Raw genomic sequence first — 17,779 nt, 5'->3', positions numbered from 1 at the left:
ATCGGGTCGGAAGTTGACGAACATGACGCCACGTCGAACCAAAACACTTCCCCCGCGCGGGTGCCGTGATCGGCAGGCGCGAGGACAAGGGGCAGTTCGTGGCCATCGGGCGCGAGCCTATGCCGTTGACGATGCTGTAGGACAGCGAAAACTTCAGGGCGCTACACGAGAGTTTTGGTGAGAGGAGCGTCAGCTGCACAATTTCGATATCCGAGAAATATCTCAAGGACTTCAGTGACGAAGCGGCACTCCCGTGATGATCACTTTCGATTCTGCATTCGGGACATCGAGCTGCATTAACTCCCCGACAAAGGCGCGCTGAATAGCATAGCTGTCCTGAGAAGGTCCGATCAATATGCGGTCGATAAGCGCTGCAACCGTAGCGCCAATGAAGCCTTCATCGGGTTAATCTACGAACGGAATAGCATATGTCCTCTGAGGAACGCCGCCTAGCGACATGATTTCCGAAGGGATTCTTGCCATTTGCTGATCAGTTAACGCGCCAGTCTTACTGAGTAGCAATGGCGAATAGATTATCCTCCACTCGCGTTCTTCTCTAAATGCCGGGTGCTTAGTCGATTGCACAGCAAATCGGAAAGCGTTCATTAGTGCTTCATAGACAAACTTGCCGCCTAGAGGCTTTAGTGTCTCAATATTCTTCTCAACGGCTAGGACAACTTCTTCGAATGCCGGCTGGAAATCGTCTGGCATCGCATATGCTACCGGGCTGGTGAAGGCGCCTAGGGCATTAGTTTCGCAAAGAAATGCATCGTGGTTCATGATAAATGCCACGCCGTTTTTTGGAGCGTAAGCACGCCACATCGATAAGCGGCCAAATTTGTCCTCGTGTCCGTCTCCGTATACTTCTCCAGTTGGCTCGCCGTGCTCGCAAACCGACATCAAGTATGTTTCGCCCATCACATCATAGATTTGGGCGTTGAAATCACTCTGTAGAATTTCGGGTAGATCAGGCTGGACCGCCCGTATTGCTTCTTGCAGCCGGACCCCTAAAGGGCCGTTATACGCAGCCTGAAGGCAGTTCCATCCATGGCGAATTTCCGAAAAATCGTTCATTAGAGTGGAATTGCGAAGCAAAACTCGCTGCGAGCGCAGTATTTTCTGACCCGTCTCTGCTGACGTATAGTGCGCAAATCGACATCGGTTCGAGCGCACCCGTTCAATCTGTCGCACCGCATGTGGCAAAAAGATGCGAGCTAGAGATAAATCCTCGTCGGTCATCAAATTGCACAAGTGGGCATAGCTGACTTACGATAGATGAAATTCATTCGACTTTGTAGAGCCGCCAGGCGGAAATTACCATAACGCAGTCTAGTGGCTCCGCGCATTCACAGCAGGACGTCGCTGATCAAGTTTCGATTATCGGTCCACTGTGCTTGCTCACCCGCACCAGCGCAGAGTTAGCTTCTGCGCGACGCTCTGGTGGACATGATGATACAACTGAGCGTGTTTACTCCCGCTCGATCCGCACCGGCACCGATTTCGCCGCCAGCACGAAGCTCTGCTCGGCATGGTGCGCGAGCGGGATCAACACGTTCGCCTCAGGGTAATACGTCCCGATGCACCCCGTGGGGAGCGAGTAGGGCGTAACCCGCAGGCCGCCCAGCCGCCGCTCGACGCCGTCGCCGTACTCGGTGCGGAGGCCGACGATGTCGCCTTCGTTCAGCCCGTGGACCGCCATGTCGGCGGGGGAGATGAACAGCACGTCGCGGGTGCCTTTGACGCCGCGGAAGCGGTCGTAATAGCCGTAGACTGTGGTGTTGAACTGGTCGTTCGAGCGGAGCGTGATCAACCGCATCAGCCCCGGCGCGTCGGCAAAACCGGCGGCGTCGAGCATCTTCGGGACGGCGAACTCGGCCTTGCCGCTGGCGGTTTCGAAGTGCTGGTCGCGCGCCTTGTTGCCCTTGTAGAAGCCGCCGGGGGTGAACAGCTTCGCGTTGAAATCGGCGAAGAAATGCGGGTAGGTCTCGGCGATCGCGTCGCGGACTTTGCTATAGTCGCCGACCCATTCGGCCCACGGCAGCTTGGGGTTCGGCGTCAGCGTCGCCTCGGCGATCCCGGCGACGATCGCGGCTTCGGACAGCAGGTGCGGCGACGCCGGTTCGCGCTCGCCGACCGAGCCGTGGATGCAGCTCGTCGAATCCTCGACCGACACCGACTGCGGCCCGGTCGCCTGGACGTCCTTCTCGGTCCGCCCGAGGCACGGCAGGATGTAGCTGACCTCGCCGGGGACGAGGTGCCCGCGGTTGAGCTTGGTCGCGATATGGACCGTCAGCCGCTGCTTGCGCCACGCCGGCTCGACCTGCCCGCTGTCGGGGACGGCGCGGAGGAAGTTGCCGCCGAGCCCGATGAACGCCTTGACCGAGCCGTCGACGACGCCCTCGCACGCCTCGACGGTGTTGAGCCCCTTCATCCGCGGGGGTTCGAAGCCGAACTGCGTCTTGAGCTTGTCGAGGGGCACGAGCTCGGGCTTCTCGCTGATGCCGACGGTACGCTGGCCTTGGACGTTGCTGTGACCGCGGACCGGGCAGACGCCCGCGCCCTCGCGGCCGATGTTGCCGCGCAACAACAGCAGGTTGACGATCATCTCGACATTCTCGATGCCGTGGACGTGCTGGGTCAGCCCCATGCCGTAGATGCCGATGACACGCTTGGCGCTGGCATAGACTTCGGCGGCGGCGCGGATGTCGTCGGCGGGGAGGCCCGATGCCGCCTCGATTGATTCCCATGTCGTTGCGCGCGCGGCGGCGGCGAAGTCGTCGAAGCCGTGGCAATGCTCGGCGATGAATTCGTGGTCGAGGACATCGCCGGTGCGGTCGTCGGCCTCGATCGTGTATTTGCACATGCCCATCAGCACGGCGATGTCGCCGCCGGCGCGAACTTGATGATATTGCGCCGAAATCCGCGTCTCGCCGCGCGTCGCCATCTCGAATGGGTTCTGCGGGTCGGTGAAGCGTTCGAGGCCGCGCTCGACGAGCGGGTTGAAGGTGACGACCGTGCAACCGCGTTTGACCGCGCTGCGCAGCGGATGGAGCAGGCGCGGCGCGTTCGACCCGACGTTCTGGCCGAAGAAGAAGATCGCGTCGCAATGCTCGAAATCCTCGAGCTTGGTCGTGCCGACCGGCACCCCGATCCGCGTCTTCAACGCGACCGACGTCGTCTCGTGGCACATGTTCGAACTGTCGGGGAGGTTGTTGTTGCCGTACATCCGCGCGAGCAGGCCGTACATATACGACGTCTCGAGGCTGGCGCGGCCGCTCGCGTAGAACACCACCGACTGCGGATCGAGCATGTTGAGCTCGGCCCCGATCTCGGCGAAGGCGGTCGCCCAGGGGATCGGCAGATAGCGGTCGCTCGCGGCGTGATAGCGCAGCGGCTCGGTCAGGCGGCCCTGTTGTTCGAGGTCGTAGTCGCGCCAGCCGAGCAGGTCGGCAACCTTGTGCCCGGTGAAGAACTTGCCGTCGGCGCGGTGGCTGGTCAGCTCCCACGCGGTCGCCTTGGCGCCGTTCTCGCAGAATTCGGCGGGGTGGGCGTTCGCCGGTTTGGCCCAGGCGCACGAGACGCAGGCGAAGCCGTCGGTCTTGTTCTGGCGGAGCAACTCACGCGAAACATTGACGACATTGCCTTCGCGGGGGAGGATTTCAGCGACCGAGCGCAGCGATCCCCAGCCGCCGGCGGGACCGGCGTAGGGGGTGAAGTCGGGCTTGCTGGTCATTCATGGTCCGATCGGAAGGCTGGACGTGCAACGCGGTCAGACTATGCCGGTTCGATGGACAATGGGCAAAGCATGGCGGCAGACGCGGTGTCGCGGGTGCAGTGGCGCGACGGGGCGCGGGGCGACGGAATGCGGACACTCGCCGCCGAGTGCCCGGTCGCGATCGTCGTCAACGGCTCGACGCTGGCGGTGATGCTCGCGACCCCTGCCGACCTCGCCGACTTCGCCACCGGCTTCCTCGTCACCGAGGGCATCGTCGACACGGCGGCAGGAGAGGTCGAGATCGTCGCGCACGCCAGCGGGATCGAGGCGCGGCTGTGGCTCGACGACGAGCGCGCTGCGCGGCTCGCCGACCGGCGGCGGGCGATGACCGGGCCGACCGGGTGCGGACTGTGCGGGATCGAGAGCCTCGATGCGGCGTCGCGTGCGCCGCGGCGGGTGAGCGGCGCGGGACCACGCCCGACGCCCGCCGAGATCGTCGCGGCGATGACGGGGCTGAGCGCCGCGCAGCCACTGGGGCAAGCGACGCGTGCGGTCCACGGCGCGGCGCTGTGGCGGCGGGGCGCGCCGCTGCTCGTGCGCGAGGACGTCGGGCGGCACAATGCGCTCGACAAGCTTGCCGGGGCGGTGATCCGCGCGGGGACCGGGTCGAGTGAGGCGATGTTGCTGCTGACGAGCCGGGTTTCGCTCGAGATGGTCCAGAAGGCGGCGATGCTGGGCGTGACGATCGTCGTCGCGGTATCGGCTCCGACGCGCCTCGCGGTCGAAATGGCGGAGGCGGCGGGGCTAACGCTCGTCGCGGTCGCGCGTGCCGACGGGTTCGAGGTGTTCAGCCACCCCGACCGGATCGCGTGGGACGGCTAGTCGCTCGTCAGCAGCGCGGTAAAGAACCCTGTGACCAGCGCCTGAACACCGAGCGCGCAGAGCAGGACCGAGGGGATCGCGAGGCGCATCGTGCCTTCGACGTTCATGTCGCGGAACCCGGTCCCGGCCCAGCCGCCGAGTGCGACTGCAGCGATGACGATGCCCGCGAGGAGCATGATCGCGCCCGCAACGCACGTCCGGTCGATCGAGAACCATGTGCGCGCGAGCTCGATCCGCGGCGACGTCGGCCACAACCGCTCGCGTACCCCGAACAGCCGCGCGACGACGGCGAAGCTCATCAACTGCGCGCCGATGATGACGCCAGCGGCGGCGAACAACAGGGTGTGAACGCCGAGCGTGACGCTGCCGAGGCGCAGGCTGCCGGGCAGCAGCGCGATCAGCAGGACGAGCCCGATCCCGGCGAGCGCCGCGCCGGGGTAGAAGAACAGCCACTTCGGCGCGAAGGTCAGCAGGAACTTGAGGTGCCGCCAGCCGTCGCGCCAGCTGCGCAGGTGCGGCGGCCGCGAGCGGCCGTCGGGCGACAGCGTCGTCGGCACCTCGGCCATGCGGATGTGCGCGAGCGTCGCCTTGACGACCATCTCGGAGGCAAACTCCATGCCCGTCGTGCGCAGCCCGAGCGCCATGATGCTGTCGCGGCGGAACGCGCGCAGGCCGCAGTGGAAGTCGCCGATCGGCGCGTCGTAGAACAGGCGCCCGGCAAAGCTCAGCACCGGGTTGCCGAGGTAGCGGTGGAGCGGCGGCATCGCGCCGGGCTTGATCCCGCCCTGGAAGCGGTTGCCCATGACGAGCTCATAGCCCTCGCGGAGCTTGAGCACGAACGGCATCAGCCCCTCGAAATCATAACTGTCGTCCGAATCGCCCATCGCGACAAAGCGCCCGTGGCTGGCGATGATGCCCGCCTGCAGGGCTGCGCCGTATCCCCGCGCCGGCACGTCGACGACGCGTGCGCCCAAACTCCGCGCAATGTCCTGGCTGCCGTCGGTCGAGCCGTTGTCGGCGATGACGACCTCGCCCGCGACGCCGCTCGTCGCCAAAAACCGGTTCGCCTTCTCGATGCAGATCGCGAGCGTCTCGGCCTCGTTGAGGCACGGCATCACGATCGATAGCTCGATGTCGTTCGCGGCAACCGCTTGCGGCCGCGTCTCGACCATGATGTCGCTTGCCACTGCGTCTCTCCACCGCACCCCGGCGATCCGGTGCCACAGGCGATGCTGCAATGCAATAAAGGGTGCGCGCGGCAACAAGGCGTGGCAAGTGTGGCTGTCCGTTACGACAGGGAACGCATGCTGAACCGGCTCGACCGAATCGTTGCGCGCCCTGAGGTCGAACGGCGACTGGTGGCGATCATCATCGCCCTCGGCTTCGTCGCGCGCCTCGTCTGGCTGTTGCTCGATCCCGCGACCCGGATGGGACCGCATCGATCGGAGATGTGGCATGTCGCGGCGACCTTTGCCGAGACCGGCGTACTCGGCGACGCGTACCGGCCCGGCAGCGGCCCGAGCAGCCATGTCGGGCCGTTCAACCCGATCGTCGGCGGGCTGGTCTATCGCGTGCTGGGCGTCGGGACACCGGCGGCGGAGATGGCGCTCGCGGTGATCGCCGGCGTGATCATCGCCGCGTTGTTCTGGTTTTTGTACCGCGTCGCCGCCCGCCTCGGCGTGGCCCCGGTGCCCCGGCTCGTGGCGCTGGCGTTCCTCGCGCTCGTCCCGCTCAATTTCTATGTCGAAGCCGTCGACTTCCGCATCCGCGAGGGCGGCCTCGCCGCGATGCTCGGCGCGGGGTTGCTGCTATGGACGCTGCACCTCGATGCGCGTGGTCCTTTGACACTGCGCGTGGTCGCCGGATTCGGGCTTGCCGCGGCGTTCGCGTTCCTGATCAATCCCGGAATCGCGCTCGGGGCCTATGCCGGGCTTGGCCTCGTCGCGTTGCGGCACCTGCGCTGGCAACGCTGGCTTCCTGCTGCGGCGCTGCTCGCCGTCGGCTTCGTCGTCGTCAACGGGCCGTGGATCGCGCGCAATGCCATCGTCTACGACCGCTTCATGCCGTCGCGCGGCAATTTCGGGATGGAGCTCGATACTGCCTACCACGCCGCTGCGGTCGATCCGGTCGATCCGCGCGCGGTCTTCGTCGCCCGATCAGAGGAAATCCATCCGTTCTTCAGCGATGCCGCTTATGCGCGGTTCAAGACCTTTCCCGACGACGCGACGTATTTCGCCATGCTCGGCGTCGAGGCGAAGCAGTGGATCGCGGCGCATAAGGACGAGGCGGCTGGGATCACACTCCGCCATCTGCGCGAACTCTATTTTCCGCCGCTCTGGCTGTTCGATCAATACGGGATCGGCAAGAACAACCTGCTCGTCAAGCTGGCGATCGTCTGGGCGACGACCGGGCTCGCGCTCGCCGCGATCGTCATCGGCTTACGTGAACAGCCGCGGCACTTCGTCGTTGTCTTATTAACAATAATTTTCCCAACCTTAATCTATATTATTGTACAGCCGACGTTGCGGTACCGGTACGCCTTTACTGAGCTGCTGACTTTCCTTGCGGCGGGGCTGCTGTGGCGGCTGATCGGCGGGAGGACCACTATCCAACGTTGAGGAGCGTCCCGGTGAGCGAAGACAGGTGGGTGCGCAGCCGCGAAGCGCTCATCGTCATCGGTCTGATTCTTGCCGGAATTGCCCTGCGGATGTGGTGGATCAGCCTGATCCCGCGGACATCGGAGACGTGGCACGTTGCCGTGTCGCTGGCGACGACCGGGCATTTTGCCGACACGTTTCGACCGGGGAGCGGCCCGACCGCGCATGTCGCGCCGGTCATGCCGCTGCTCATTGCCGGGGTATACCGGATCTTCGGCATCTCGACGCCCGCGGCCGAGTGGGTGCTGTCGCTGATCTCGGCGGGGCTGATCGGCGTCTCGATCGGCTTCGCCTACCTCCTGATGCGTGCGCTGGGGATGTCGTTGCGTCCGCGTATCGCGGCGGTCGCGCTGGTGTCGCTGTTGCCGATCCAGTTTTCCATGGAGATGCGCGAGCTCAAGGTTTGGGAGGCCCCGCTCGCTGTCGCCGGAATCACCGGGCTGCTGGCGCTGGTCGTCCGCCTCGACACGCGCGGCATCGGCGGGGCGGCCGGCCTGGTGCCCGCGCTCGGCATTGCCGCGTTTCTCATGCTGCTCTCGCCGCCGGCGGGGCTTGCGGGGTTCGTCGTCATCGCGATTTTCGTGATCCGGCGCATCGCCTTCAAGCAATGGCCTGCCGTCGTGGCGCTGACCCTGCTCGTCACCGCGTGTTTCATCGCGCCATGGGCGCTGCACAACCGCGCGGCGCTGGGCCGGCCAATCCTGACGCGGAGCGATCCGGGACTCGAACTGGCGGTCGGGCTCAACGACACGATGCTCCACGCGACCGACGAGCGCGCCGCGATGACCGCCCGCCTCCGCGATATCCATCCGATCAGGCCGAAGGGTTATGACGCGATGAAGGCAGCCGGTGGCGAGGTCGCCTATAATGCCGTGCTCGGCAAGCAGACGATGGCGTGGATCACTGGGCATCCCGAAGGCACCGCAATCCTGCTGGCGCGCCATGTGAGGGAATATTTCCTCCCGCCGGAGTGGTTCTTCAACCCGTTCGGAACGGTCAACTCGCGCTCTGCGGCGCTGCGCGGCGCCTATCTCGCGGTCGCGGTATGGCTCGCGCTGTGCGGGCTGCCGATGCAGATCGCGCGCAACCGGCGGTACGTCTATCTGCTCGCGGCGTTGGCGATCCTCGTTTTGCCGTATCTGCTGGTGCAGCCGATCCTGCGCTACCGCTATCTGATCTATACGCTGAGCGTTTTCCTCGCGGTCGATGTCGTCGCGACGCTGTGGGCGCTATACAGAAAGCCGAAAGAGACCGGCGAAGCCGCGCCGCAATAGGCGATGATCTGACCCGTCGCCTGCGCAGGCGACGGGTCAGGGGCGGCTTAGACGGCTGACTTAACGCCGGCTTCCTCCGCCCGTGCAATTGCCTCGTTGAGCAGTGCGACGGCGCCGTCGGCATCCTTCCACTCGCCGATCGTCACCCACTTGCCCTTTTCGAGGTCTTTGTAATGCTCGAAGAAGTGCGCGATCTGCTCCATCAGTGTCGGGGGCAGGTCGTGCGGGCTCTTGATGTTGGCGTAGAACGGGTGGAGCGCATCGACCGGGACCGCGATCAATTTCTCGTCGCCGCCGCCTTCGTCTTCCATGACCAGCGCGCCGATCGGACGGACGCGGCAGACCGCTCCGGGCACGAGCGGGGTCTGTCCGACGACGAGAACGTCGATCGGGTCGCCGTCGGCCGACAGCGTGTGCGGGATGAAGCCGTAATTGCCCGGGTAGAACATCGCGGTGTGGAGAAAGCGGTCGACGAACAGCGCGCCGCTCGCCTTGTCCATTTCGTACTTCACCGGCTCGCCGCCCATCGGCACTTCGATGATCGCGTTGATGTCGTACGGCGGCGCGCGGCCGGTCGGGATCTTTGAGATATCCACGGGTGTTCCCTGGCTGAGTGATTGACGCGCCGCCATAGCGTGCCGACATGACGCTTGTCACCGTCCAGTGGAATTTGCCGCATGACCGATCCCGTTGTTATTCTATCCTATGCCCGCACGCCGATGGGCGGGTTCCAGGGGGCGTTGAGCGGGGTCAGTGCGACCGTGCTTGGCAGCACCGCGGTCCGTGCGGCAGTCGAGCGCTCGGGTGTCGATGGCGCGGCGGTCGACCAGATCATCATGGGCTGCGTCCTCCCCGCCGGGCTCGGCCAGGCGCCGGCACGGCAGGCGGCGATTGGCGCGGGGCTCCCGCTCGGGGTCACAGCGACGACGGTCAACAAGATGTGCGGCAGCGGCATGCAGGCGACGATCATGGCGCACGACGCGCTCGCCAGCGGCTCGGCCGACATCGTCGTCGCGGGTGGCATGGAGAGCATGTCGAATGCGCCGTACCTGCTGACTAAGCACCGCGCGGGAGCGCGGATCGGCCACGACGCGATCAAGGACTCGATGTACCTCGACGGGCTCGAGGACGCCTATGATCCCGGCAAGCTGATGGGATCGTTCGCCGAGGACAGCGCCCGCGATTATCAGTTCACCCGCGTTGAGCAGGACGACTACGCCCTCGAATCGCTTCGCCGCGCCACTGCCGCGATCGACTCCGGAGCGTTTGCCGGCGAGATCGTCGCGGTCGTCGTGCCGTCGCGCGCCGGCCCTGTGACGGTCGACACCGACGAGCAGCCCGGCAAGGCGCAACCGGCGAAGATTCCCGCGCTCAAGCCCGCCTTTGCCAAGGACGGGACGATCACAGCGGCGAACGCCTCATCGATCTCCGACGGCGCGGCGGCGCTGGTTCTGACCCGCGAGAGCGTCGCGCTCGCCCACGGCCTGACCCCGGTCGCACGGCTCGTCGCCCACGCCGCGCACGCGCACGAACCCGGCAAGTTCACCACCGCCCCCGTCCCCGCGGTGCAGAGGGTTCTGGATAAGGCGGGCTGGAGCGTCGCCGACGTCGACCTGTTCGAGGTCAACGAGGCGTTTGCCGTCGTCGCAATGATCGCGATGCGCGACCTCGGTATTCCGCGCGACAGGCTCAACGTCCACGGCGGCGCGACCGCGCTCGGCCACCCGATCGGCGCAAGCGGCGCGCGGATCATCGCGACGCTGATCGCGGCGTTGCAGCGGACCGGCGGGCGCAAGGGCGTCGCCGCGCTGTGCATCGGCGGCGGCGAGGCGACGGCGGTGGCGGTCGAACTGGCCTGACGCGGCTCAGGTCTGCGGGAAGGTGTACTGCGCCTTGTCGCCGTCGGGTGCGCAATGGTGCTTCGCCAGCAGTTTGTCGCGGTAGGCCAGCCGGTCGTTGACCGTCGCCGCCGGGTCGAGCCGCGCATAATCATCCATGTAGCGCGTGATCGCAGTCAGCCGCGCCGTGTCGTCGGCGAGCTTTTCGGGGCAGACGAATGTCCGGTCGAGGCTGCGCTGCTGCGGCAGCGTCAGCGCGACAAGAACGAGTGCGGTCGATACCGTCAGCATTGATCTTCCCCGTTTTCGCGAAAAGACGCCGCCGGTCCGAGGACCGGCGGCGACAAGGTCAGGCCGTAACTGCCGTGGCTACGCGGCGACGCATCGCGGCACCGACAAAGCCGAAGCCGGCGATCAACAGCGCCCACGTCGACGGTTCGGGAACGGTGTTGAGATAGTTCTGCAGGATCTGCGAGCTCTTCATCTGGTAATTGGGATTGGCCAGAATATTCGTCGTCAGGTTCCAGCCCATCGCGTCGAAGATCGCAAGGTCCTGGCTGGTAACGATGCCTTCCTGGCACAGGCCGCCGGTCGGATCGAGGATGCCGACCTGCGGTTCCAGCAGTACGGTGCAATGGACGCCGTCATGGATTCGCGCACCTTCACGCCAATGCGACGTCTGATAGCCGTCCGGCCCGGCCGAGAAACCGGCATTGCCTTCGAACTCGGTCGCGCCGCCGTCGATCGAGAAGTACGGCTTGCCGCCCCACGTGTTGTTCCAGGCGCCGTCCTTGTAGCGGAACATATCGATGTTGGTCGGACGCGAGTTGAGCGTGGTGTTGGTGCCGACCGCGCTGGTGAAGCCGAGCGCGTGACCCATCTCGTGGACCGCGACGGCGACGAAGTCCGACGACACCGTGGCGAAGCCATTGCGCGTATCGAAATCGAACGGCCGCGCGCTGTTGAACTTGATCGTCGCGTCGATCGTGGTGGGCAACCCGGTGTAAAGGCCGAGCGCCTTCTCGACGGTGTTGTTGAGGACGACGGTCGTGCTCGAGAAATTCGGCAGGTTCGCGACGACACTGGCATCGAGCGCGGTGGTCGCGTCGGCGGTCAGCGCGGTCTTCCAAGCGGCAGTCGTCTTGCTGCTCGATGCGCTCGACGTCGAACCGAGCGTGGTCGACGCGAACCCGATCGACGTGAAGCCGACGTTGAAGGTCAGCGTGACGTTGTCGCTGAACATCGACTCCCAGTAATTCGCGGCGGCGCGAAAGCCAGTGTAGGCTGCGGTGCCGTCTTCGACGCCGCCGGTATTGATCAGATTGATCGTCAAGGCGGACGCGCTCGTCGCCGCCAGGCTGCCGAGAATGGCAGCCGCAAGCAGAGTTTGTCGGTGTATCTTCATGTTCAGTGACCCCTGTTTAGCCGCGGGTTGCCCGTGATCCGCGACTGTCACGACACTGAAATGAAACGTTATACCGTACAATCGAAAGGTGGTTTCGCCTTAATAACCTTAATTTATGTGTTATATTAGCAACATAGTAATACCGAATGGCGACTATTGCGACCTATCGTCGCATGAGCGGGTGGTAGAGCTAGGCGGGGTAGTCAGCCCGTAAGGACGGCAGGTGACCGAGCGGGTCGACCCTATTTGACCGTGTCGACAGCGGCGAGAACCGCTTCGACCGATGGGCGAATTTTGTAGCCGTCCTCAGCAAGCTTGGCGCGGATCACGCCCTTGGTGTCGATGACGAAGATCGCCGGGCGCGGCACGCCGAAGGCGAAGCTATCGGGGGCGTATTGCGGGTCGCGCAGCTTCCACGCGTCGATCGTCTTCGATCCCGGGTCGGACAAAAGGGTGAAGCCGATGTCCTGCTTCGCGGCGAAGCCGGTCAGCGTGTCGGGCGCGTCGTAGCTGATCGCGACGAGCGTGTAGCCGCGTTGCGCGAGCGGTGCGGCGGCGGCCTTGAACTCGATCAACTGGTGCTGGCAATACGGGCACCACTTCGCCGAGCGGAAAAACATTAGGACGGTGCCACGCTTGCCGCGGACCGACGCGAGCGACTCCGGCTTACCCGCGGAATCGACGACCGTTGCTGCAAGCGACGGCGCCATGGCTCCAACCGCAGGGCCGATGTCGATGCCAGCGATTGCCGGCATCGCGGCGAGGACGGCAACGATCGCGGTGATCGGCGTGAGCAGGCGCATGGGTAACCCTCCGGTGGACCGGAGTTCTTCGTGCTCGACTGCGTGCGGGTTACAGTTGCGCCGGATGCCGGGCGAAGACCCAGTCGAGATACGCCGCCAGCCGAACCCCGCCTTGTTCGAGGCGGAGGTCGCGGGTCGGGGTCCACGCATAGATATAGTCGAAGCCGAGCTTGATCGGCTCGCCCGGTTTCCCGGCGTCGGGCTTTCCGGCGTCCGACTTGGGCGCTTCAGGATAGATGCGGTCGCGGATCGCGGCGGACTCGCCGATCCATGTCAGCGGGTTCGGATCGCGCCATTTCGCGCGATCGGCGCGGGTGATGCGCGCGTTCAGCCAGTTGGCCATCTCGGTGTACGACAGCTGCTCCTGGTCGATCAGCCGCGAATCCCACACCGCGTGGAGGTTGGTCGGCTCGCGCTGGAAGATGACCTTGACGTCGTTGCCGCCCTTGTCGGTGCCGTTGCCCGCGTGGAGCGGCTGGTGGAGGTCGCCGACGATGTGAATGATGAAGCGCAGCGCGAGCTGCCGGTCGGCGAGCGGCGCGTTGCGGTCGCGGACCGTTGCGGCGAAGCGCTTGAGCGCGGTGACGGCGTCGCCTTCGGGAGGTGCCCCGACCTCGGCATAGGTCTTGCCGGCGGGAACGGTGACATAATGCAACGGCCCCGCCTCCTTCTGCCAGAAGGCGTCGGGGTTCGAGCGTTCGAAGTCGGGCCACGCCGACGCTTCGGCGATGCTCTCGGTGCCGAGGATCGCACGGACGCCGTTGCGCGCGCGATGGCTGATCATCCGCTCGGCGATCGCGCCGATGACACGGTGCCCGGTCTTGCCCCACGCGAATGCGGGCGTGGGGAGAAGGGCGATGGCAGCGGCAAGCAAGATACGCATGCCGCTTCCGTTGCACCCGCGCTGTTGCAGTTTCAAGACGGCCAGCGCGCGCGCCACCAGCGCCGGTCGGCGAGGATCTCGTGCGCGGCATTGTGCCCCGGGGCGCCGGTGACGCCGCCGCCGGGGTGGCTGCCCGCGCCGCACAGGTACAGCCCGCGGACCGGCGCGCGGTAGCTCGCGTTGCCGAGGACCGGGCGCGCCGACCAGAGTTGGTCCATCCCCATGCTGCCATGGAAGATGTCACCGCCGGTCAGCCCGAACTTGCGCTCGAGGTCGGGCGGCGACAGCGCGGTCGACGCGATGATGCTGGCGCGGAAGTTCGGCGCGGCCTTGGTCACGGTGTCGATGATCGAGTCGGCGGCGGCGGCGCGCTCGTCGTCCCAGCTCCGGCCATCGGGCAGGACCGGGGCGAACTGCTGTGCGAACAGGCTGGCGACGTGCATCCCCGGCGGCGCGAGTCCCGGATCGACCGTCGACGGGATCGTCATCTCGACGATCGGTTCGCGCGACCAGCCGTGCGCCCGGGCGTCGGTGAAGGCGCGGTCCATATAGTCGAGGCTCGGCGCGATGATGATGCCGCTGCGGTGGTGCTCGCCGGGGCCGGGGAGCGTGGTGAAGTCGGGCAGTTCGCGCAGCGCGACGTTCATCCGGAAGCTGCCCGAGCCGTAGCGCGTTCCGGCGATGCGGCGGCGGAAGGCGGGGGTCAGGTCGGCAGGGTCGACGAGCTTTTCGAACAGCAGTTTCGGGGTGACGTTGGCGACGACGATCTTCGCCGCGATCTCCTCGCCCGACACCAGGCGGACCCCGGTCGCACGGCCGCCGCTCGTCAGCACCCGCGCGACCGGAGCGTCGAGGACGATCTCGACCCCGGCGTCCGTGCACGCCGCGGCCATCGCCTGGGTGATCGCCCCCATCCCGCCGACCGCGTGGCCCCACGCGCCCTTGACGCCGTTGACCTCGCCGAAGACGTGGTGAAGCAGGACGTACGCCGACCCCGGCGTGTCGGGGCTGGCGTAGTTGCCGACGACCGCATCGAAGCCGAAGGCCGCTTTGACCGGGGCGCTCTCGAACCAGCCGTCGAGGAATTGCCGCGCACTCTGGGTAAACAGTGCGAGGACATCGCGCTGCGCCTCGATCCCCAGCCGCGCCGCCCCGCGCCCTTGTGCTGCCATTGCCAACAGCGCGCGCAAGCCGCCGCCCGCGTTCGGCGGGGTGGTCAGCGCGAGGTGGCGGAGGACGTCGGCGACGGCTTCGAGCGCGGCGTAGTAAGCGGGGAGGGCGGCGGCGTCGGCGGCGGAGAAGCGCGCGAACTCGGCCTGCGTCCGCGCCAGCCCGCCGCCGACCTTGAGATGGTTGCTGCCGGGCAACGGCAGGAAGTTCGCAAGGTCGCGCGAAACCACGCGGTAGCCGTGCGCCGGCAGGTCCATGTCGGCGACGATCTTCGGGCGGAGCAGGCTGACGGTGTAGCTCGCGACCGAATTGCGGAAGCCGGGGGCGAACTCCTCGGTCACCGCCGCGCCGCCGACGACCCCGCGCGCCTCGACGACGCGCACCTTCATCCCAGCGCGGGCGAGGTAGAAAGCGGCGACGAGGCCGTTGTGGCCGCCGCCGATGATGACTGCATCGAGCATCACACGCTCCTACACAATACTGTCATCCCCGCGAAAGCGGGGACCCATAGTCACGACCGGCGGTGACCTTGGGTCCTCGCTTTCGCGGGGATGACAGGTTGATTGAAGCGATGACGGCGCGTGGAGTTGACCCTAACGCCGCACCTTCGTACCCCATCGCCGATGACAACCCCCCGCACCCTGTATGCCAAGATCTGGGACGACCATGTCGTCGAACAGCGCGACGACGGCACCGCGCTGATCTGGATCGACCGCCATCTGATCCACGAGGTGACGACCCCGCAGGCATTCGAGGGACTCCGGCTTGCCGGGCGCGCGGTCCATCGCCCCGACCTGACGCTCGCGGTGCCCGATCATAATGTCCCGACCAACCACCGGTTCGAGCCGATCGTCGACCCGCAGTCGGCGTTGCAGGTCGAAACGCTGACCGCCAATTGCGCCGAGTTCGGGGTCGAGCTGATCGAATTGAACGCCGCCGCGCAGGGCATCGTCCACGTCATCGGGCCCGAGCAGGGGTTCACCTTGCCCGGCACGACCCTCGTCTGCGGCGACAGCCACACCGCGACGCATGGCGCGCTCGGGGCATTGGCATTCGGCATCGGCACGAGCGAGGTCGAGCACGTCTTCGCCACCCAGACGCTCCTGCTCAAGCAGTCGAGCTCGATGGAGGTCCGCGTCACCGGAACGCTCGGCTTCTCGATTTCGGCGAAGGACGTCGCGCTGGCGATCGTCGGCGCGCTCGGCACTGCCGGGGGGACCGGGTCGGTCATCGAATATACCGGCGAGGTCATCGACGCGCTGAGCATCGAGGGCCGGATGACGGTGTGCAACATGGCGATCGAGGCGGGTGCGCGCGCCGGGCTCGTCGCCCCCGACGCCAAGGTGTTCGAGTATCTGCGCGGCCGCCCGCGGTCGCCGACCGGAGCCGCGTGGGACGCCGCCGTCGCGTATTGGCGGACGCTGCCGAGTGATCGCGGCGCCGCCTACGACCGCGTCGTCGTCATCGACGGCGAAGCGATCGCGCCGCTGGTAACGTGGGGGACGAGCCCCGAGGACGTCGTCGCGATCACCGGGGTCGTCCCGTCACCCGACAGCTTCGCCGACGCCGGCAAGCGCCTCGCCGCGGCGAAGTCGCTCGATTACATGGGCCTCGCGGCGGGGACACGGCTCGAGGATGTCGTCGTCGAGAATATCTTCATCGGCAGCTGCACCAACAGCCGGATCGAGGACCTTCGCGCCGCCGCCGCGGTCGCAAAGGGGCGTCACGTCGCCAGCGGCATCCGCCAGGCGCTCGTCGTGCCGGGGTCGGGGCTGGTCAAGCTTCAGGCCGAAGCCGAGGGGCTCGACCGCATCTTCATCGAGGCGGGGTTCGACTGGCGCGCGCCCGGCTGCTCGATGTGCCTCGGCATGAACCCCGACAAGGTCCCGGCGGGTGAGCGCTGCGCCTCGACGAGCAACCGCAACTTCGTCGGCCGCCAGGGTCCCGGCGCACGGACGCATCTGTTGTCGCCCGCGATGGCGGCGGCGGCGGCGGTCACCGGCCATCTCACCGACGTCCGCGAGTTGATGGGCTGATGCAACCGTTCCACACCGTCACCGGTATCGCCGTCCCGTTCGGCGCGGAGAATGTCGACACCGACGTCATCATCCCGTCGCGCTTTCTCAAGACCGTGACGCGGTCGGGGCTCGGCGCGGGGGCGTTCGACGTCATCCGCAGCGACCCCGGCAACATCTTCGACTCGGCCCGCAACACGGGCGCGCCGATCCTGATCGCGGGCGACAACTTCGGCTGCGGGTCGAGCCGCGAACACGCGCCATGGGCGCTCGCCGACATGGGCTTCCGCGTCGTCATCGCACCGAGCTTCGCCGATATCTTCAGCGGCAATTCGTACAAGAACGGACTGGTGCTGGTCGAACTGCCGCAGGAGCAGATCGACCGGCTGATGGTCGTCGCCGCCGATGCCGACATCACCGTCGACCTCGAAAACCAGGTCGTCACGACCGGCTATCAGGACCGCTTCACCTTCGCCGTCGACCCGTTCCGCAAGGCCGCCCTGCTGTCGGGGCAGGACGAGATCGGCCTGACGCTGACGATGGCCCCGGCGATCGCGCGCTACGAGGCGCGGCTGGCGAGCGAGCGCCCGTGGCTCGCGGGGGCAGCAACGCGTTAACAGATCGACAAGTCCTCAAAATCCTATTCTGAATAATTTTCATTACGTGTAAGTAACATATGTAGTTGACTTGCGAACGACGCTGATGGAGTCATCATGGCATGATTCAGCTCGCCTATCGCAGTACCAGCATCGTCGACGACGGCTCGTCGACTTTTTTCATTACGCTCGCCGAAATCGTCGAGAAATCGCTGATTAACAACGCAAAGCGGAAGATTACCGGCGTCCTGGCCTTTAATTCCGGGCGATTCGTGCAAATCCTGGAGGGCGCCGCGAGCGACGTCGATCCGATGCTTGCCACAATCACGACCGATCGGCGCCACTCCGGCATCCATATCATGTCGCGTCAGTCGGTCGGCGCGCGGTCGTTCGGGGCGTGGTCGATGGCATTCGTCGGGGGCGGCACCAGCGCTGGGACGATCATGAACCTGCTCGCCGAATGCGATCCGTCGTCGGACGCGTATCGCACGGCGATCGGGGGCCTCGCGAAATGTATCGGCTAAGGCGCAATTAAGTCCGG

Annotated in this window: 16 protein-coding genes; 7 read left to right on the top strand and 9 right to left on the bottom strand. The window is 66.0% G+C overall.

Annotated features, from left to right (window positions below; genetic code table 11):
• Window positions 1–405 precede the first annotated feature (405 nt).
• Together KTC28_RS00680 and KTC28_RS00675 are read right to left on the bottom strand one after the other, a co-directional pair.
• On the bottom strand, window positions 406–1,239 hold the full coding sequence (locus tag KTC28_RS00680; protein ID WP_216708930.1) for a DUF2971 domain-containing protein: 834 nt from the start codon (window positions 1,237–1,239) through the stop codon (window positions 406–408).
• 229 nt (window positions 1,240–1,468) lie between these two features.
• Complete coding sequence (locus KTC28_RS00675; protein ID WP_216708931.1) at window positions 1,469–3,733, bottom strand: FdhF/YdeP family oxidoreductase; 2,265 nt, start codon at window positions 3,731–3,733, stop codon at window positions 1,469–1,471.
• Between the two features lie 72 nt (window positions 3,734–3,805).
• Between KTC28_RS00675 and fdhD the strand changes: the two genes are divergently transcribed.
• Window positions 3,806–4,597: a formate dehydrogenase accessory sulfurtransferase FdhD gene (gene fdhD / locus KTC28_RS00670; RefSeq protein ID WP_216708932.1), complete on the top strand. Its 792-nt coding sequence runs from the start codon at window positions 3,806–3,808 to the stop codon at window positions 4,595–4,597.
• On the opposite strand, the gene KTC28_RS00665 is transcribed toward fdhD, so the two are convergent.
• Window positions 4,594–5,784, bottom strand: a complete 1,191-nt coding sequence (locus KTC28_RS00665) for a glycosyltransferase family 2 protein (RefSeq protein ID WP_255602156.1) — start codon at window positions 5,782–5,784, stop codon at window positions 4,594–4,596. The two genes, fdhD and KTC28_RS00665, sit on opposite strands and share 4 nt — an antisense overlap.
• A gap of 117 nt (window positions 5,785–5,901) precedes the next feature.
• Here KTC28_RS00665 and KTC28_RS00660 point away from each other — a divergent pair, with 117 nt between their 5' ends.
• Window positions 5,902–7,215: a hypothetical protein gene (locus tag KTC28_RS00660; RefSeq protein ID WP_216708933.1), complete on the top strand. Its 1,314-nt coding sequence runs from the start codon at window positions 5,902–5,904 to the stop codon at window positions 7,213–7,215.
• An 11-nt stretch (window positions 7,216–7,226) separates the two neighbouring features.
• Window positions 7,227–8,528: a glycosyltransferase family protein gene (locus tag KTC28_RS00655; RefSeq protein ID WP_216708934.1), complete on the top strand. Its 1,302-nt coding sequence runs from the start codon at window positions 7,227–7,229 to the stop codon at window positions 8,526–8,528.
• Between the two features lie 47 nt (window positions 8,529–8,575).
• Here the strand turns inward: KTC28_RS00655 and ppa are convergent, their stop codons facing one another.
• Window positions 8,576–9,124, bottom strand: a complete 549-nt coding sequence (gene ppa / locus KTC28_RS00650) for an inorganic diphosphatase (RefSeq protein ID WP_216708935.1) — start codon at window positions 9,122–9,124, stop codon at window positions 8,576–8,578.
• A gap of 81 nt (window positions 9,125–9,205) precedes the next feature.
• Here ppa and KTC28_RS00645 point away from each other — a divergent pair, with 81 nt between their 5' ends.
• Window positions 9,206–10,387 (top strand): acetyl-CoA C-acyltransferase, encoded by a 1,182-nt coding sequence (locus tag KTC28_RS00645; RefSeq protein ID WP_216708936.1) that lies wholly within the window; start codon window positions 9,206–9,208, stop codon window positions 10,385–10,387.
• Between the two features lie 6 nt (window positions 10,388–10,393).
• On the opposite strand, the gene KTC28_RS00640 is transcribed toward KTC28_RS00645, so the two are convergent.
• From KTC28_RS00640 to KTC28_RS00620, 5 genes are all read right to left on the bottom strand, one after another.
• On the bottom strand, window positions 10,394–10,657 hold the full coding sequence (locus tag KTC28_RS00640) for a hypothetical protein (RefSeq protein ID WP_216708937.1): 264 nt from the start codon (window positions 10,655–10,657) through the stop codon (window positions 10,394–10,396).
• A gap of 58 nt (window positions 10,658–10,715) precedes the next feature.
• On the bottom strand, window positions 10,716–11,771 hold the full coding sequence (locus tag KTC28_RS22605; RefSeq protein WP_216708938.1) for an NF038122 family metalloprotease: 1,056 nt from the start codon (window positions 11,769–11,771) through the stop codon (window positions 10,716–10,718).
• A gap of 242 nt (window positions 11,772–12,013) precedes the next feature.
• Window positions 12,014–12,574: a peroxiredoxin family protein gene (locus KTC28_RS00630; protein WP_216708939.1), complete on the bottom strand. Its 561-nt coding sequence runs from the start codon at window positions 12,572–12,574 to the stop codon at window positions 12,014–12,016.
• A gap of 49 nt (window positions 12,575–12,623) precedes the next feature.
• Window positions 12,624–13,457 (bottom strand): S1/P1 nuclease, encoded by an 834-nt coding sequence (locus KTC28_RS00625; RefSeq protein WP_216708940.1) that lies wholly within the window; start codon window positions 13,455–13,457, stop codon window positions 12,624–12,626.
• A gap of 32 nt (window positions 13,458–13,489) precedes the next feature.
• A complete protein-coding gene (locus tag KTC28_RS00620) occupies window positions 13,490–15,088 on the bottom strand; it encodes a phytoene desaturase family protein (RefSeq protein WP_216708941.1) in 1,599 nt (532 codons plus the stop codon).
• Window positions 15,089–15,250: 162 nt separating this feature from the next.
• Here KTC28_RS00620 and leuC point away from each other — a divergent pair, with 162 nt between their 5' ends.
• From leuC to KTC28_RS00605, 3 genes are all read left to right on the top strand, one after another.
• Window positions 15,251–16,663, top strand: coding sequence for a 3-isopropylmalate dehydratase large subunit (leuC, locus tag KTC28_RS00615; RefSeq protein WP_216708942.1), 1,413 nt, complete (start codon window positions 15,251–15,253; stop codon window positions 16,661–16,663).
• On the top strand, window positions 16,663–17,259 hold the full coding sequence (gene leuD, locus KTC28_RS00610; RefSeq protein WP_216708943.1) for a 3-isopropylmalate dehydratase small subunit: 597 nt from the start codon (window positions 16,663–16,665) through the stop codon (window positions 17,257–17,259). Before leuC ends, leuD begins: the two co-directional genes overlap by 1 nt.
• A gap of 101 nt (window positions 17,260–17,360) precedes the next feature.
• Window positions 17,361–17,762 carry a BLUF domain-containing protein gene (locus KTC28_RS00605; RefSeq protein ID WP_216708944.1) on the top strand — a complete coding sequence of 134 codons (402 nt, stop codon included), beginning with the start codon at window positions 17,361–17,363 and terminating at the stop codon, window positions 17,760–17,762.
• Window positions 17,763–17,779 lie beyond the last annotated feature (17 nt).

It is taken from the genome of Polymorphobacter megasporae, from assembly GCF_018982885.2.
GTDB lineage: Bacteria > Pseudomonadota > Alphaproteobacteria > Sphingomonadales > Sphingomonadaceae > Polymorphobacter_B > Polymorphobacter_B megasporae.
This window is presented reverse-complemented; position numbering and strand designations above follow the sequence as displayed.

Bases quoted from the DNA above. Each gene is read 5' to 3' on its own strand.
- fdhD (WP_216708932.1), top strand. From the start codon at position 3,806: ATGGCGGCAGACGCGGTGTCGCGGGTGCAGTGGCGCGACGGGGCGCGG.
- KTC28_RS00640 (WP_216708937.1), bottom strand. From the start codon at position 10,657: ATGCTGACGGTATCGACCGCACTCGTTCTTGTCGCGCTGACGCTGCCG.
- KTC28_RS00645 (WP_216708936.1), top strand. From the start codon at position 9,206: ATGACCGATCCCGTTGTTATTCTATCCTATGCCCGCACGCCGATGGGC.
- KTC28_RS00630 (WP_216708939.1), bottom strand. From the start codon at position 12,574: ATGCGCCTGCTCACGCCGATCACCGCGATCGTTGCCGTCCTCGCCGCG.
- KTC28_RS00620 (WP_216708941.1), bottom strand. From the start codon at position 15,088: ATGCTCGATGCAGTCATCATCGGCGGCGGCCACAACGGCCTCGTCGCC.
- leuD (WP_216708943.1), top strand. From the start codon at position 16,663: ATGCAACCGTTCCACACCGTCACCGGTATCGCCGTCCCGTTCGGCGCG.
- KTC28_RS00605 (WP_216708944.1), top strand. From the start codon at position 17,361: ATGATTCAGCTCGCCTATCGCAGTACCAGCATCGTCGACGACGGCTCG.
- KTC28_RS00675 (WP_216708931.1), bottom strand. From the start codon at position 3,733: ATGACCAGCAAGCCCGACTTCACCCCCTACGCCGGTCCCGCCGGCGGC.
- KTC28_RS22605 (WP_216708938.1), bottom strand. From the start codon at position 11,771: ATGAAGATACACCGACAAACTCTGCTTGCGGCTGCCATTCTCGGCAGC.
- KTC28_RS00660 (WP_216708933.1), top strand. From the start codon at position 5,902: ATGCTGAACCGGCTCGACCGAATCGTTGCGCGCCCTGAGGTCGAACGG.
- KTC28_RS00625 (WP_216708940.1), bottom strand. From the start codon at position 13,457: ATGCGTATCTTGCTTGCCGCTGCCATCGCCCTTCTCCCCACGCCCGCA.
- leuC (WP_216708942.1), top strand. From the start codon at position 15,251: ATGACAACCCCCCGCACCCTGTATGCCAAGATCTGGGACGACCATGTC.
- KTC28_RS00680 (WP_216708930.1), bottom strand. From the start codon at position 1,239: ATGACCGACGAGGATTTATCTCTAGCTCGCATCTTTTTGCCACATGCG.